General features: G+C 46.1%; 15 protein-coding genes. 6 read left to right on the forward strand and 9 right to left on the reverse strand.

Annotation, left to right across the window (positions count from 1 at the left end; translation table 11 throughout):
- Positions 1-342 precede the first annotated feature (342 nt).
- The 3 genes from BTJ40_RS05610 to BTJ40_RS05620 all read left to right on the forward strand — a co-directional run bounded on the left by BTJ40_RS05610 (position 343) and on the right by BTJ40_RS05620 (position 2,545).
- Entirely contained in the window at positions 343-600 is a 258-nt protein-coding gene (locus tag BTJ40_RS05610) for a hypothetical protein (protein ID WP_157953906.1), read from the forward strand.
- A gap of 154 nt (positions 601-754) precedes the next feature.
- On the forward strand, positions 755-1,528 hold the full coding sequence (locus BTJ40_RS05615) for an SDR family oxidoreductase (RefSeq protein ID WP_108732165.1): 774 nt from the start codon (positions 755-757) through the stop codon (positions 1,526-1,528).
- Between the two features lie 18 nt (positions 1,529-1,546).
- Positions 1,547-2,545 carry an AraC family transcriptional regulator gene (locus BTJ40_RS05620; RefSeq protein ID WP_108735184.1) on the forward strand — a complete coding sequence of 333 codons (999 nt, stop codon included), beginning with the start codon at positions 1,547-1,549 and terminating at the stop codon, positions 2,543-2,545.
- 350 nt (positions 2,546-2,895) lie between these two features.
- On the opposite strand, the gene BTJ40_RS05625 is transcribed toward BTJ40_RS05620, so the two are convergent.
- The gene (locus tag BTJ40_RS05625; protein WP_108735185.1) at positions 2,896-3,231 is read right to left on the reverse strand and encodes a hypothetical protein; all 336 of its coding nucleotides are present in this window, start codon (positions 3,229-3,231) and stop codon (positions 2,896-2,898) included.
- A gap of 577 nt (positions 3,232-3,808) precedes the next feature.
- On the opposite strand from BTJ40_RS05625, the gene BTJ40_RS05635 reads away from it, so the two are divergent.
- Entirely contained in the window at positions 3,809-4,342 is a 534-nt protein-coding gene (locus tag BTJ40_RS05635; RefSeq protein ID WP_238152144.1) for a helix-turn-helix transcriptional regulator, read from the forward strand.
- 114 nt (positions 4,343-4,456) lie between these two features.
- Here the strand turns inward: BTJ40_RS05635 and BTJ40_RS05640 are convergent, their stop codons facing one another.
- From BTJ40_RS05640 to BTJ40_RS05655, 4 genes are all read right to left on the reverse strand, one after another.
- Positions 4,457-4,762 carry a hypothetical protein gene (locus BTJ40_RS05640; RefSeq protein WP_108732167.1) on the reverse strand — a complete coding sequence of 102 codons (306 nt, stop codon included), beginning with the start codon at positions 4,760-4,762 and terminating at the stop codon, positions 4,457-4,459.
- A gap of 148 nt (positions 4,763-4,910) precedes the next feature.
- Positions 4,911-6,356 (reverse strand): coniferyl aldehyde dehydrogenase, encoded by a 1,446-nt coding sequence (locus BTJ40_RS05645; protein WP_108732168.1) that lies wholly within the window; start codon positions 6,354-6,356, stop codon positions 4,911-4,913.
- Between the two features lie 267 nt (positions 6,357-6,623).
- Positions 6,624-7,016: a PepSY domain-containing protein gene (locus tag BTJ40_RS05650; protein WP_238152145.1), complete on the reverse strand. Its 393-nt coding sequence runs from the start codon at positions 7,014-7,016 to the stop codon at positions 6,624-6,626.
- Positions 7,013-7,417 (reverse strand): hypothetical protein, encoded by a 405-nt coding sequence (locus BTJ40_RS05655; protein WP_108732169.1) that lies wholly within the window; start codon positions 7,415-7,417, stop codon positions 7,013-7,015. The genes BTJ40_RS05650 and BTJ40_RS05655 overlap by 4 nt, the downstream gene beginning before the upstream one ends.
- Before the next feature lie 149 nt (positions 7,418-7,566).
- On the opposite strand from BTJ40_RS05655, the gene BTJ40_RS05660 reads away from it, so the two are divergent.
- Together BTJ40_RS05660 and BTJ40_RS05665 are read left to right on the forward strand one after the other, a co-directional pair.
- Positions 7,567-8,598 carry a Fe(3+) ABC transporter substrate-binding protein gene (locus BTJ40_RS05660; RefSeq protein WP_108732170.1) on the forward strand — a complete coding sequence of 344 codons (1,032 nt, stop codon included), beginning with the start codon at positions 7,567-7,569 and terminating at the stop codon, positions 8,596-8,598.
- Between the two features lie 122 nt (positions 8,599-8,720).
- Entirely contained in the window at positions 8,721-10,406 is a 1,686-nt protein-coding gene (locus tag BTJ40_RS05665; RefSeq protein ID WP_108732171.1) for an iron ABC transporter permease, read from the forward strand.
- 6 nt (positions 10,407-10,412) lie between these two features.
- Here the strand turns inward: BTJ40_RS05665 and BTJ40_RS05670 are convergent, their stop codons facing one another.
- The 4 genes from BTJ40_RS05670 to BTJ40_RS05690 all read right to left on the reverse strand — a co-directional run bounded on the left by BTJ40_RS05670 (position 10,413) and on the right by BTJ40_RS05690 (position 13,703).
- Complete coding sequence (locus tag BTJ40_RS05670; RefSeq protein ID WP_108732172.1) at positions 10,413-11,456, reverse strand: ABC transporter ATP-binding protein; 1,044 nt, start codon at positions 11,454-11,456, stop codon at positions 10,413-10,415.
- Between the two features lie 860 nt (positions 11,457-12,316).
- Positions 12,317-12,646: a lipocalin-like domain-containing protein gene (locus tag BTJ40_RS05680; RefSeq protein ID WP_108732174.1), complete on the reverse strand. Its 330-nt coding sequence runs from the start codon at positions 12,644-12,646 to the stop codon at positions 12,317-12,319.
- Between the two features lie 147 nt (positions 12,647-12,793).
- Complete coding sequence (locus BTJ40_RS05685) at positions 12,794-13,192, reverse strand: hypothetical protein (RefSeq protein WP_108732175.1); 399 nt, start codon at positions 13,190-13,192, stop codon at positions 12,794-12,796.
- Positions 13,193-13,286: 94 nt separating this feature from the next.
- Positions 13,287-13,703 (reverse strand): hypothetical protein, encoded by a 417-nt coding sequence (locus BTJ40_RS05690; RefSeq protein ID WP_157953907.1) that lies wholly within the window; start codon positions 13,701-13,703, stop codon positions 13,287-13,289.
- Positions 13,704-14,377 lie beyond the last annotated feature (674 nt).

The following is a 14,377-nucleotide window of genomic DNA, read 5'->3' on the forward strand; positions in this document are numbered from 1 at the left end:
CGTAAGTTTATGCAATATTGTATTTGGTGTTTTTAAATCGTTCTCTATAGTATTATTAATGCTATGAGTATGTTTGCAGCTTCGAAAATTGGCAACAGGGATTAGGAGTATTTAAGGGGGGTATATATTTAATGTTGTCCCTATTTGTAACTCTGGTTATATATTAAGAAAAAAGGCTGTACATTTAATTGTGTAACTGCTCCTGTCTCCGCACTTTGTATTGGGGGATAACATGAGAAGAGCAATGGATAATCTGCAAAGAGATCTACATGACTAATGCAATAGAGTCCCTAAACAGCGTCATTCTCGAAGCGACTGCTTCAAGTGGATTATGAGGATGGCATGCCTAAACTAGCCGAGCGTGATTACTATTGCTCGATAATCCCATGTTCTGAATCTACGTATTTATCAGAGGGTGTTTCTGTTGAGAGGCAGGACCTAGCCGGGGCGCTACAGTGTGTTGAGAGTGAGTGGGATAATTGGGAGAAGTATATGATCTTTGACCTCACTGGTAAGAGTCAATCTTGGTACATTGCTAACCTGGACGTACCCAGCTACATCATCGAAGACGATACCTTAATTATTGATAGTAGGAAGTAAGGGTAAAGCCCTTTTCTAATTAATTTGTCTAAATAACCAATAATCTACTAATCAATGATGACATGATTTGATAGCCACTTGGCACTATCGGATTCTTAGTTGGCGCCTTCTGATCATATACTGATTCCAAGATTAACGCTTGGGAGACAGGTAGATGGAAACGGCACTTATTACTGGGGCCTCTGGTGGCATTGGCCTTGAACTTGCCAGGATACATGCATCTAAGGGCGGCAACCTGGTTCTGGTTGCTCGGTCTGAGGGGAAGCTTTCAGCACTCAAACAGCAGCTGGAGAGGGAGTTTGGTATCCAGGCAATGGTTATTGCAGAAGACCTTTCTGACCCCATGTCCGCGCAGAGAATTTTTGAGAGAACCCAAAGCGAGGGCGTGGAGGTTGGCACTCTAATCAACAATGCGGGTTTTGGTGGTCACGGTCTCTTCCATCAGCGGGACCTGGGAGTTGAGCAGGGTATGATGCAGGTGAATATGGTTTCCCTTACCAATCTCACCCACTTGTATTTAAAGGGGATGGTTGGTCGCAATAGTGGACATATTCTTAATGTTTCATCTACAGCCTCTTTTATTCCGGGCCCTTTACAGGCGGTTTACTACGCAACTAAAGCCTATGTAACTTCATTTAGCCAGGCACTTGCTGAAGAGTTGAAAGGCACAGGTGTAACAGTAACCGCTTTGTGCCCCGGCGCTGTTGCGACAGGATTTGTGGCGGCAGGTGATCTTCAGGGTGTCGATATTTGGAAGAATGCTCGCTCAGCTGAGTCTGTAGCCAGGTGTGGTTACCAGGCGATGGAGCGCGGAGATCTGGTTGCTTTTAATGAGACGCGGCTTAAATTATTTCTAAATTGGATAATGCCTTTACTGCCCCGTAAAATGGTACTGAAGTTTTCCCGTCAGACGATGGAAAAGTCTTAATTGCAGGCAGGCCCGGTAATGATCAAACGCGCAGCTAAATTTCTGGTACCTCCCAGCTGGAAGTTGATATTACATGATATGAATATCGATACAGCGCTGGCTCTGGCCTATGCCGGGTTACCTGCGGATTTATTACAGCGGGAAGCTGTGACACTTACTCCGGTAGAGTATTTCCGCTTCTGGTGTGGTATTGATCAGGCCTCGAAGGATCGGCCACTACCGCTCTTACTGGCAGAGCACCTTTCGGCTGAGGCGTTTGACCCTCCCATATTTGCGAGCCTGTGCAGTGCAAACTTGAATCAAGCTCTACTGCGGATACAGCAATATAAGCCATTGATTGGTCCCATGGAATTGCACTTGGATATTACTGACGAGTTCACAAAGCTCAATTTAGAGTGCTATGGAAGTGATGGAAATATTCCTGCGGCTTTGGGCTTGAGTGAATTAATTTTCTATATCCGCCTGGCTCGTTTGGGAACCCGGGAGAAAATTCGACCATTGGAATTGGCGCTACCCCAGTTGCCTGAAGATCAAACGCCTTATCGGGAGTTCTTTGATTGCTCAATTAAGCAGTCAGACCGGGTGAGAATTTGTTTTTCAGCGCAAGATGCGAAAAAACCATTTCTGACTGCCAATGCACCCATGTGGGATTTCTTTGAAGGTAAATTGAGCCAACAACTAAAGGATCTGGACAGTGAAGCTACAATGGGAGAGCGGGTAGGTTCTGTATTGATGGAGTTACTACCAGCCGGTGAGAGTTCTATCGAAGCTGTCTCTGAACGTTTGGCCATTAGTAAAAGGACTTTGCAGCGGAAACTAGGCGAGGAGAATCAATCCTTCCAGACAATTTTACAGGGGGTTAGGTCAAATTTGGCAGATCACTACCTCGCCAAATCGAGTCTTCATCTAGGTGAGATTTCTTTTATGCTGGGATTTAAAGAACCCAATTCATTTATTCGGGCCTACCGGGACTGGAAAGGAATGACACCATTGCAATACCGGGACTCTATTCACTGAATAGATCCCTTAGTTAAAAACCAATGTTTACATATCACTGTAAATTTTTGTGACCAATTTGACCAAGGAAGTTTGGTTTTAACATTTAAACAGCGATTAGTAGAGGATTTAGCTCGGAATGTATAACCTGTAGTGGTTCAGACTTGATCTGATAGTTACCGGTTTTTCAGGGGGGCTCTGTCAGTTCAAGTCTGAACTACTAAATTTTAATCGTTTACTTCGACACTTATCCTGTTTGCCCCATCCAAGGATGACACTGAAAAAAGAAGAGGGTACAGGCTCTCTTCGTCTTATGTAAATCGCGCACAAACCTCAATGAGGCGCTCGTATCGACAAATTAGCAGTGTTTCCTATCCGTGGGACTCATGGAAGTGATCGCCGTGTTGATGATGCCAGTGATCATCATGTTTATATTCCACCAGCCCATTTTGAACTCTAGATTCGTGACCACAATCTAAACTGTGGGCATGCTTATGCGCTTTGTGAAGTTTTAAATCGGCCTCGTGGGTCTCATCCATATGACTATGGTGATCATGGCCGTCGTGACTGTAATCAAAATGATCGATATGCCACTCAGCAGCATGCCCGCAAGTATATCCGTGTTGGTGTTTATGTGAGTCGTGCAAAGGATGTGCAATAACAGTACTGGCAACGCCGAGTGAACAAAGCAAAACAATAGTTTTCATTTCTCCTTCCTTGTTTTTTCCTTCCTTGTTTTGGGCAGCGTTAAATATAGCTATTATCTCTAAAGCATACAAGATGCTTGGCATGTCGAGGGACACGTTTAATCGGTACAAGGAAGCTGTTTCAAGTGGCTACGCGGGTGCCCTTTTTGAGAAGAATCGGCGGGTGACAAATCACAGGAACCGTGTTGACATTGTCGCTGAAGAGAACATTATTGGCCTATGCCCTCCAAGAGCCTAGCCATGGACAAGTTCGATTCTTCAATGAACTGTGTATAACCTAACTAAAGTAGCGCTCCGTTTACGAATAGCTCCAGCTGTCCTACCTTGATTTTTTTAGACTCGGGATGAGGTAAAATTCATAAATACCTCTTGTACTTTTTATATCTTCAGGTTCCATAATTAAAGACTCAAGAAACCTCTGATGTTGTTCAGGTTCCATTTCTTCAAATTTATGGTGCCAAGCGAGCATTGAGGCTTCATCAAACCCCTCCGCTCTCTGATAAAGCATTTATGCTTTGGTGGAGCTCTTCTTAATCCTCGAGATTACGCTTTCAATGGACTTAGAGCTTACTGGTTTATGTATGATATCGCTTGCGAATTGGCACTACCGCAGCTGACTGAAGATCAAACGCCTTATCGGGAGTTCTTTAGTTGCTCAATTAAGCAGTCAGACCGGGTGAGAATTTGTTTTTCAGCGCAAGATGCGAAAAAACCATTTCTGACTGCCAATGCACCCATGTGGGATTTCTTTGAAGGTAAATTGAGCCAACAACTAAAGGATCTGGACAGTGAAGCTACAATGGGAGAGCGGGTAGGTTCTGTATTGATGGAGTTACTACCAGCCGGTGAGAGTTCTATCGAAGCTGTCTCTGAACGTTTGGCCATTAGTAAAAGGACTTTGCAGCGGAAACTGGGCGAGGAGAATCAATCCTTCCAGACAATTTTACAGGGGGTTAGGTCAAATTTGGCAGATCACTACCTCGCCAAATCGAGTCTTCAGCTAGGTGAGATTTCTTTTATGCTGGGATTTAAAGAACCCAATTCATTTATTCGGGCTTACCGGGGCTGGAAAGGGATGACACCATTGCAATACCGTGACTCTATTCATTGAATAGACCGTAGGGATTTTAGAGTTAGTGATTGTATTCAATAGAATCATTTCGTGACTGATCTGACTCTGCAGGTTTATTTTTCAAAAAAAACGTTGCGAATAAGTCGGCCAAACTCAATTGGCTGGTCGGTCAGCAATAATAATTCCGTTGTCTGGGTTCACTTCCAGCGCCCTTAACTCTCCTCCGTAGACCGCCTGGATTTTCCACCTTCCGCCGACAAATTCGATATGAGTGATGGGATTAAATCCCAGACTGTGCAGTTTTGCTTTAATAGTGGATAAATCCAATGCGATGACTGAGGGTTCTGCTCCGTAAAGATCTGGGCTGTCGTAGATGGGGGCGGGTTTATTGGGATCAAGTCCGGGGGGAATTGGATTTGTGAGGTTGCCAACTAAAGCTATGGCGGTGAGAAAAATCATCTACGGCCCCAAACTACTAACAAGCCATAGTATTAGTTTGGACTAGGGATTATCGCAGTGCCAGCGGGCTGTAGTGATTTTGAATTGGTCAGGGGGCTATTATAGCAGTGAATGGTCCGGCAACAGGGTGTTACCAGACCATAAAAGATTAGCGGGTTAGTTTTAGCATAAAGTCGATAACACGAGTTGAGAGCTTGCCATAGGGAGGGCGTAGTAACTTCAATAGATCAATTGGGCCCTGATAGAAGATAGGGCGCAGTTTAGAGAAAGTCAGGAATCCTTCGTAGCCGTGGTAGTGGCCCATACCACTTTCACCAACACCGCCAAATGGAATATCGTGCTGGCCAACGTGCAGTACGCAATTATTTACCGATACGCCTCCAGACATTACTTTATCGATATATAAATTCTGCAGCGTTTTATCGTGGGTGTAGGGGTAAATTGCCAGGGGTCTCGGGCGGGCATTAATATATTCAATAACTTCCTCAGGCTTGGAGTATGTGATAATAGGCAATAGAGGACCAAAAATTTCCCTTTGCATTGCCAGCATCTCGCTATCGACATTAGTGAGGATATGCGGAGGGAACTTACGCAGTTTATTGTCCCTGTCCAGTTTGCCCGAGCTTAAATCTATAGCTTTAGCACCTTTGGCTTTAGCATCATCCAGGGTTGCCCAGATGCGTTGATAAGACGTGTCGTCAATAATGGATGTGTAATCCCGGCCATTTAAGTCAGGGTAACGCTTCTGAACATAATGTTTTGCGTGTTCGATAAACTCTTCAAGATGTTCATCAGGTAAGAAGAGGTAGTCCACATTGACACAGATCTGCCCGGCATTTACCAATTTCCAATAGATTAGTTGCTCGGCTGCTTTTTTTACCGGGTAATCTGGGGCAACAATTGCCGGCGATTTGCCTCCGAGCTCCAAGGTAACTGGAGTTAGGTTTTCTGCGGCGGAGCGCATTACCGCGCGGCCAGTATTACTGGAGCCGGTAAAGATCAGGTGATCGAATTTAAGGCTGGAAAAAATTGGGCCTATCTCATTGGCATCGGGAATAAAAACAAGTTTTTCTTCTGAGAAATACTGCTCGCTAACTTCACTGAGTAATTCTGCCAGGTGCTTGGAGTTAGTGGACATTTTGACCATCGCCTGGTTGCCTGCAGCGAAAATATTGGTCAGTGGTGAAAAGCTAAGGTTTATCGGGAAGTTCCACGGCACAATGACGCCAATGACTCCCAGGGGCTGTGGGACAACACGATTCTTAGACAATGGATAGGACTTAAAGTCTGTATGGCGTGCTCTGGGCTTCATCCACCTCTTTAAGCGCTTGATCGTCTCTTTAATACCAGAGAGGGCAGGGTAGATATCGTAGAGTAGTATTTCTTCCCGGGCACGATTTCCGTAGTCATTACTGATTGCCTGGATAATGGGCTCCTGCTGTTCGCGCAGGAGCCGGGCAAGGGTTTTAAGGTCCTGGATTCGCTGCTGGTAGCTGGGGGTTGGGTTGGCCAGGTAGGCACGGCGCTGTTTGTCGAGATGATTTTGCAGTACCGCTATGTCTGCATCCTGCCGGGTCAGGGTTTGCGTTGTCATTTTATTATCCTGTGGCGTTGATTCCAGAAAGACTAAACCAAATTCACGCGGAGTGATTGACCAATCCCGTCAGGCACTTGTCAATTCCGGTAAATTCTTATTAATAGCTTTGATAAACGGATAGCAAATTCTATCCGGGATATGGCCGAGTTTGTTTTGACACTGCAATTTATGGCGTGCATTGCATCAAATTTGTAATGTAAATAAAGTTGGGCCGGCTTTGGGAGCCGGCCCGCCTAGGTGTCTTGGGAGAGGGGACCACAATCGTTAATTGTTGTCCGGTTTTTCCGATAAGACCTCAGCAGAATTTGGGTCTACATGAAGATCGTACTTCTGCTCGCCCTTATAGGCTTCAACTTTCCACTTACCGTTGTCCAAGTCAACTTCCACAATTGGGGTGTAGCCCTGTTGTTCCAATTTAGTTAACACGGTGGAAAGGGCCATAGCTCCGGGAGGTGGCTTTTCTTTGGCGATTGCGCTTGGTATTGCTGTGGCGGCGATAACGGCCAGCAACAATTTGCTGATAGGCTGCATGATGCTATTACCTCGCTGTCTGTTTTGCTCAGTTGCGATGTTCAGTGAATCAAAGCTTCCTTTAACCGGGTGATTCATACTTCCAATCAATTCGTAAACATCGGGGTTTGATCTGCTGGTCTTCACTGCAGGGGTTGCCCACTACCCTCTGTGAGGTGCTTTTGGATGGCCTCACACCACTCCATTCCTCCGGGCTGTAAGCCGCTGGTATCGACTCCGCTGAGCTGGGAAATAGCAGTGAACCACTCCTCGCTGCCGGTAGTTGGCATACCAGAAGGGTAAAGGTTGGCCATATCGCCATTTTGTTGTGCAATAACCTGCTGCTGGACCCATTCAAACCACTCGGGGGTACAGATAGCTGTAGCTTTTTTGTCGGCCTTCCCCATATCACCTGGTGGGGCAATGGGCTCCTTCATGGCGTCGGTAGCCGCTTCATCCGCAGGAGCTACAGGCGGTTTGGAGTCCTTGGGGCCTTCGCAGCCGTAGACTGTCAGGATCAATGCTATTACAAGCCCAAAGCGGTACATGAGGCCTCTATCTGTGGCAGTTTCAAGCCTAAGCATAGGAGGAAAATTGCGACTTTGCTTTGTCAATTGAAGCCATGTGTATTTTTATTGACATTGCTATTAAATCAAATGAGAATGTTTCTCGTTTAATCTGAGGGTGATCATCGATAATGTCTACCAGAGCTCTATTTCAAAAAGTGCTGGCAGTTGCCGGCTTGTTGGGTGCTGTGGGTGCCAGTGCGGCCGAGCAGGTAAATATCTACTCCTACCGACAGCCTTTCCTGATAGAGCCGATCTTGAAGGAGTTCACCGCAAAAACCGGTATTGAGACCAAAGTGGTCTACGCCAGTAAAGGCTTGAATGAGCGCCTGCAAAGGGAAGGGCGCAACAGCCCCGCCGACCTGGTCCTGACTTCCAATACCAGCAGCCTGATGGATCTACTTAATAAGCAGCTGACCCAACCGGTAAGCAGTGAAATCCTGGAAGACAATATCCCATCACAATTTCGCGATAACGCCGGCAACTGGTTCGGCCTGACCACCCGAGCGCGTTTAATTTACGCCTCCAAAGACCGCGTTAAGCCCGGCGAAATTACTCGCTACGAAGAGTTGGTAGACCCTAAGTGGAAGGGCCGAATCTGTACTCGCAGCGGCAAGCACCCCTACACCCTGTCCTTGATCGCCTCCATGATCGCCCATCACGGTGAAGCAGAAACCAAAGAGTGGCTGCAAGGCGTGAAAGCGAATCTGGCGCGTAAGCCTCAGGGCAATGACCGCGCTCAGGTTAAAGCCATTAGCGAAGGTGTCTGCGACCTTTCCCTGGGTAACAGCTACTACTTTGGTAAAATGATTACCAATAAGGAGCAGCCGGAGCAGGTGGATTGGGCCAAGTCAGTCAACCTGGTCTTCCCTAACCAGAAAGATCGCGGTACCCATATGTTTATTTCCGGTGCGGCGCTGACCAAGCATGCCCCCAACCGTGAAAATGCCGTTAAGCTGCTGGAATTCCTCAGCGGCGCCGATGCTCAATACTCTTACGCTGAGAAAAACTTTGAGTTCCCGGTACGCCCTGGCACTGCCCGCTCTGAGTTGATTAAGGAGTATATGGGTGAGTTTAAAGAAGACGATCTGAGTCTCACGGAGATCGGTTCTTACGTTCCGGCGGCTTCCCGTATGGTTGATGAAGTACGCTTTGACTTTTAGAATGGTTAACTGAATGGGAATTGCTGCTTGGCAAATTGGCAGCACTATCTCAGCCTTATTCGAACGGCCCTGTCGAGAGACCAGGGCCGTTCTTTTATAATGAGCTTTTGATTCCTTAATCCATGCTAAACCGAGCAAACTTATCAGCTTCCCGCTGGCTGCTACTGGTAGCTACTATTTCCCTACTGGTAGCCCTGCCAGTGCTATCCATTTTTTGGTTGGCATTTTTCCCTGAAGAAAATATCTGGCCGCACCTGGTGGATACGGTGTTGTTTCACTATGTGTCCTCCACATTGATTCTGGCTGGCGGTGTCGGTTTGGTAACGCTGATAGCAGGCGTGGGCAGCGCCTGGCTGGTGAGCATGTGCCAGTTCCCCGGGCGACGTTTGTTTGAGTGGGGGCTGTTATTGCCGTTTGCTGTTCCCGCCTATGTGATTGCCTACGTTTACACGGATTTGCTGGAGTATGCGGGCCCTGTGCAAAAGTCCTTGCGGGCCTGGTTTGATTGGCAGACAGCTAGGGATTACTGGTTCCCGGAGATCCGTAGCATGGGTGGGGCGATTGCCATGCTGTCACTGGTGCTCTTCCCCTATGTCTATATGCTCGCGCGAGCAGCCTTTATCGAGCAGTGCGGCAGTATACGTGCTGCGAGCCGGTCATTGGGCTGTACGCCCTGGCAGAGCTTCTTGCGCGTTTCCCTGCCAATGGCACGCCCGGCAATTGCGGTGGGTTTATCACTGGTGTTGATGGAAACCCTGAATGATTTCGGCACCGTGGACTTCTTTGCCGTACGCACCTTGAGTGTCGGGATTTACGATACCTGGTTGAGCCACGGTAATTTAGGAGGCGCGGCACAAATTGCCTGTAGCACTCTGATTTTTGTCGTTCTGTTAATTACGCTGGAGCGAATGGGGCGGGCGAGACAGAAGCACTTTGTACAATCGCCAAATTCCCAGCGTGAACGCTATCTATTGCGCGGCTGGCGATCCGGTGTGGCTCTATTGTTCTGCGGGTTACTGTTGGTGGCCGGTTTTATTATTCCCCTGCTGGTTCTGGGAGGTTACGCATTCAGCAACTTCTCCAGTTATTGGAGCGAAGATTTTATACAGATCGCCAGCAATAGCTTGTTGCTGTCAATCGCAGCGGCACTGGTTTCTGTGTTTTTGGGTTTACTGTTGGCTTACGGTAAGCGGTTGCAACCCAAAAGATCCGTACGGGTCTTGGTCGGCTTTTCCAAGCTGGGTTATGCAATGCCAGGGGCGGTATTGGCGATTGGTGTTCTGATTCCCCTGGCCGCTTTTGATAATGCGGTGGATGGTTTTTTACGTGAACACTTTGATATCTCCATAGGGCTGCTGTTAAGCGGCAGTATTTTCGCCATTATTTTTGCCTACACGGTGCGCTTCCTGGCAGTGTCCACAGGGGCCATAGAATCCAGCCTGGAGAAGGTAACCCCTTCAATGGATCGCGCTGCCCGCTCCCTGGGGCGCAATAGCTGGCAAACCCTGTGGGCTGTACATCTACCTTTGGTGCGTACAGGCCTGCTAACGGGTGGCTTGGTGGTATTTGTGGATTGTATGAAAGAACTGCCGGCGACTTTGCTACTACGCCCCTTTGGCTTTGATACCCTGGCCACTTATGTTTACCAGTTTGCTTCCGATGAGATGCTGGAACGCTCGGCCCTGGGAGCCTTGTTGATTGTCCTGGTGGGATTGATACCGGTAATTTTATTGAGCCGTTCCATTGGTTGGCGCAGAGGTGAGGAGCGCACAGCCCTGGCGGGCTCTGAAGCACCCGCCCTGTCCTGATAGCGTCTATCGGGCCTGGTCAAACACCAGTGCAGAGGAGAGATGCAGGGGAAGTTTATCACCGGGAGCCGCTTGAATATCTGCATTTAAAGCGGCCTCGACAGTTTCCCCTGCGGCCAGCTGAAAGCGATAGTTCACCTGATTGCCGAGAAAATTCTTTTCCATAACCTGGGCCATAACAGCTCCGGGATGTTCGCCTGCGGCAATATCCTCACTGCGCACAAACAGTTCGAGCTTATCTCCCTCTGCGTATGCAGCTGTCGGAGCCTTTACTTCCCCCAGAGGGGTGCTGATCAGGTCATTGCCCACAACAGTGCCGGAAATGATGTTTCCTTCACTGACGATCCTTGCAACTACCAAATTTCTTGGTGTCTGATAAGTGTCTAGGGGGCTATCCCATTGCTGTAATTGGCCCTGGCTAAGCACTCCCAACTTATCTCCGGCAATAAAGGCCTCATGGCGGTCGTGGGTAACAATAATCGCAGGGATCTTCTCTTCGCGCAGTATATGGCGGACTTCGGCGGCGAGATTGCGGCGCAACTCGGTATCCAGGTTGGAGAAGGGCTCATCCAAAAGTAACAGCTTGGGGCGCGGTGCCAGTGCTCGAGCCAGAGCGACACGCTGCTGCTGACCGCCAGAAAGCTGGTGCGGGTACTGTTGCCCGAAGCCTTCCAGGCGCACTAACTTTAGCAAAGACTGGGTGCGGGATTGCCGCTCGCTTTTCGGAATTGATTGGATACCGAAGGCAATATTCTGCTCAACAGTGAGGTGTGGGAAGAGGGCGTAGTCCTGAAAGACCACCCCAATTTTCCGTTGCTCTGCGGGAATCTGTTTCTCACGGGAGGAAATCACTTTCCCGGATAGCTGGATACTCCCCGCTGCGACCGGTTGAAAACCAGCGATGGCGTGCAGCAGCGTTGTCTTGCCACAACCGCTGGGGCCCAATAAACAGGCAATTTCCCCGGCCTGTAAAGCAAAGGAGACTGATTCGATAACTACCTGCTCACCGTAGCGGCACTGCAGGTTTTCTATAGAGAGTATGGGATGCACGGGTTTTCCAGTAGTTTGGCCTGTAAACAATTTGAGCAGCTTTCGGGTCTAGTTCCTGATCATAGTCATCACCAAGCTGACCGATAGCCAGTCCAGAGTGAAGCATGTTTTTAGCTGTGCAGCAGTGTTTAAGCGAGTCTAATCCCGATTATACCATTAGCCTCAGCATTTGGTGCTGTGAGAGGTTTCGAATGAAGATAACAATACATCACTTACATTGAATTTTTCAGGGGGGGATATCTTCGCTGGTCGTTCATCAATACTGAGGTCGATATGACGAACGCAATTGTCATTTTATGTGAGGAAAATTTGAAGCGAAAATTCTTTGAAGGGGCTAATCGAACTTCCGCTAACGCTTGTTGATCAAGATATAGTCTAGTGCGTTGCTTTACCGCCAATCATTTTTGTCACTCTTGGAGCTTCCTCCCAGTAGTCGCTGAAAAAGTCCGGAGAATATATATGAAACGATATCCTCTTTGTTGGTAATATCTTTTTCTCTTAGGTTCTCGGCCTTTCTGTCTAGTTGTGTAGCCATAGAATAGTTATTGCGGACCCTGGCTTCCTCCGCCTGAGCCTCAAGTTCGTTAGCCTTCTCATGTCTCTCATATATGTTAGGGGTTGAGGCACACCCGGAAATAAATAAAAAGGACAGGGTAAAAAATAAACTCTTCATGTTCGGTAAAATAAATTTGAGTTTCATAAAATTTTAACTGGTAGGTGTTGGCCTACATAGGATTGCCAGCAATATACCATAGTAGCGAGCTAAATGCTGGGCTTCTGATAATCAAAGCCCAATGTGGTTGGCACGCGGATCGCATTTAATATCCACGTGCCAGTTATAAGGCGACCCTATTGATTTTCTATTGGCATGGGCCTTTACGCATTCTCATTGTACTTCCGCGAACCATTTCAACATTGCTTGGAGTAACTGATAGAAGCTTATGAGATCCAACATTTGACATTATTAACTTGTTGTCTTCAACAGACCAAGTACCATCCTGCTTCCAAAAACTATCGACCCACTTATAGGAGCCATCTTTCTGGAGAGTAATTGTGACATTTTCAGCGGCGACATTTCCTGCCGCTTCTTGTTCGTAAAAGCACCAAGTACCCTTAAGCTCATTTGCCTCATAGGCATTGGTCACTTGTGAAGCTGCAGCAATAATACTTGCCAGAAAAATTTTTCTCATTTTATATTCCTTTTAGTTTAAGGTGTCCAATTTTCAAGTTTGATTTTTATAGCCTTGAGGTTAGCTTCCCTTAATTATGTACAGTATTAAATTTTACCTAATATTTAACGCGAAGTGACTGGGTGCTGTAATATAGATAGCTTTCTATTATACTTTCCTTTGTCCTATCTCAAGTACATGTTCGTGAGAATAGAATAAAACTGTGTTTGAATTATTGTGCAGAACCATCGCATCATCTTTGGTGGGCGTAAATATATCCTGCCAAGCATCCAGGAAGATATTGGTTGCTAGAATAAAAACTTCATTCTCACTAAATACCCCCTGAACTGTTCCCACGGTATTGAAATTACTCTTTAACCAAGCATCTGCAATGGAATCACTCTCAATCTCTAGTTTGAAAATTGATTCAACGACTTCACTATTTAACCCATAAAAATCGGTCGCACTGTATTTAGCTGCAAAATCGTAAGCATTTTTGGCGTGCTTAGAATTAAGCCACCGAACACTTAAGTTGAGTCTTTCTATTTCAGCTTTTCTATATTTCATTTTGATACACAAAATAGTACATGTGTGCTGAAACGTGGGCATATTAACGTACTGGTCGGCAAGGAAGTGAAGTGGTTGGGCATAACCCGCCTCATCAAGTATTTGATTTTGCTTTTAGAGTAAGAAAGTACCCAGCTATGAACGAAGGTACCAAAACTATATTTGATGCTATTTCATACCAAATGGGATACTCTTTATCCAGGTTCGATGGAGATTGGCCAATATAGAACATAAAACCACCATACATGGCTGCGACTAATATCGCATTTACTATATTTGGACTTCCCGATATTTCAGCTGATAAGTAAATACCAATAGCAATACCAACAAATATTGTGAACAATGAATATATCAAAGGCTCAACTGAAGTCATCAGTATATCCATTGGGGCCTTGTCAACAATAAGATAAGAGAATATAAAAATACTAAAGAATGAGAGAGCCATTATTGTAACTAGCGCAACAATAAAACCAACGAATATACCAACTAAACTTTTAAGTGCTACTTTCAATTTATCTATCTTAGCTAAGGTCATATCCATATTTGGAGCAGTAGGAGTGTTCTGCTACAAAGCGGTGAACATTATATATTAAAAATTCATAAAACAAGTGTGACATACCCAAAAAACAAGTAGATAACCCCTAATGTCAGATGTTTTCGCTCTCACTCAGAAGTGATTACATATATGAAATGTCAGCGGATCACAAGGGAGGAAAGATATCCCCTTTCTGTGATAAGAAAATAAGATATTCCCATTTCACAGGTTACTGAATAGATAAATTGCCATTAGTCAATGATTTATCTTGAAACAAAGAGAAACCTAAGTCTGCGTGCTTGCTACTATCAACCTTTGGATCTCACAGAGTGTCACAAGAGTACCGTCATTGATCTCGAAGGAACTAACATATCTCTGATGAAAAGTATATCCATACCATACAACTATTATCCTGATTACTACCTCAAAAGAAATTCTTCTGCTAAACACAAATATTACTTTAAAATAATAGAGCTAAACTTATCTAGCTCGGTTGTACAAGCTACAATAACTACCAGTTTGGCTACTATCCCATTTTTTATATCAAACTGTAACTCTTTCACTTGCAGATTATTTTCTCACATCTCTTCGCGGACCTCTAAATAACGGCAGGAGTGACTATAGAATAATCAGCTGCCCAATCTCTGTGG

This window comes from Microbulbifer sp. A4B17 (genome assembly GCF_003076275.1).
Taxonomy (GTDB): Bacteria; Pseudomonadota; Gammaproteobacteria; order Pseudomonadales; family Cellvibrionaceae; genus Microbulbifer.

Bases quoted from the DNA above. Each gene is read 5' to 3' on its own strand.
- BTJ40_RS05620 (WP_108735184.1), top strand. From the start codon at position 1,547: ATGATCAAACGCGCAGCTAAATTTCTGGTACCTCCCAGCTGGAAGTTG.
- BTJ40_RS05635 (WP_238152144.1), top strand. From the start codon at position 3,809: ATGTATGATATCGCTTGCGAATTGGCACTACCGCAGCTGACTGAAGAT.
- BTJ40_RS05680 (WP_108732174.1), bottom strand. From the start codon at position 12,646: ATGAGAAAAATTTTTCTGGCAAGTATTATTGCTGCAGCTTCACAAGTG.
- BTJ40_RS05685 (WP_108732175.1), bottom strand. From the start codon at position 13,192: ATGAAATATAGAAAAGCTGAAATAGAAAGACTCAACTTAAGTGTTCGG.
- BTJ40_RS05640 (WP_108732167.1), bottom strand. From the start codon at position 4,762: ATGATTTTTCTCACCGCCATAGCTTTAGTTGGCAACCTCACAAATCCA.
- BTJ40_RS05655 (WP_108732169.1), bottom strand. From the start codon at position 7,417: ATGTACCGCTTTGGGCTTGTAATAGCATTGATCCTGACAGTCTACGGC.
- BTJ40_RS05610 (WP_157953906.1), top strand. From the start codon at position 343: ATGCCTAAACTAGCCGAGCGTGATTACTATTGCTCGATAATCCCATGT.
- BTJ40_RS05625 (WP_108735185.1), bottom strand. From the start codon at position 3,231: ATGAAAACTATTGTTTTGCTTTGTTCACTCGGCGTTGCCAGTACTGTT.
- BTJ40_RS05615 (WP_108732165.1), top strand. From the start codon at position 755: ATGGAAACGGCACTTATTACTGGGGCCTCTGGTGGCATTGGCCTTGAA.
- BTJ40_RS05665 (WP_108732171.1), top strand. From the start codon at position 8,721: ATGCTAAACCGAGCAAACTTATCAGCTTCCCGCTGGCTGCTACTGGTA.
- BTJ40_RS05645 (WP_108732168.1), bottom strand. From the start codon at position 6,356: ATGACAACGCAAACCCTGACCCGGCAGGATGCAGACATAGCGGTACTG.
- BTJ40_RS05660 (WP_108732170.1), top strand. From the start codon at position 7,567: ATGTCTACCAGAGCTCTATTTCAAAAAGTGCTGGCAGTTGCCGGCTTG.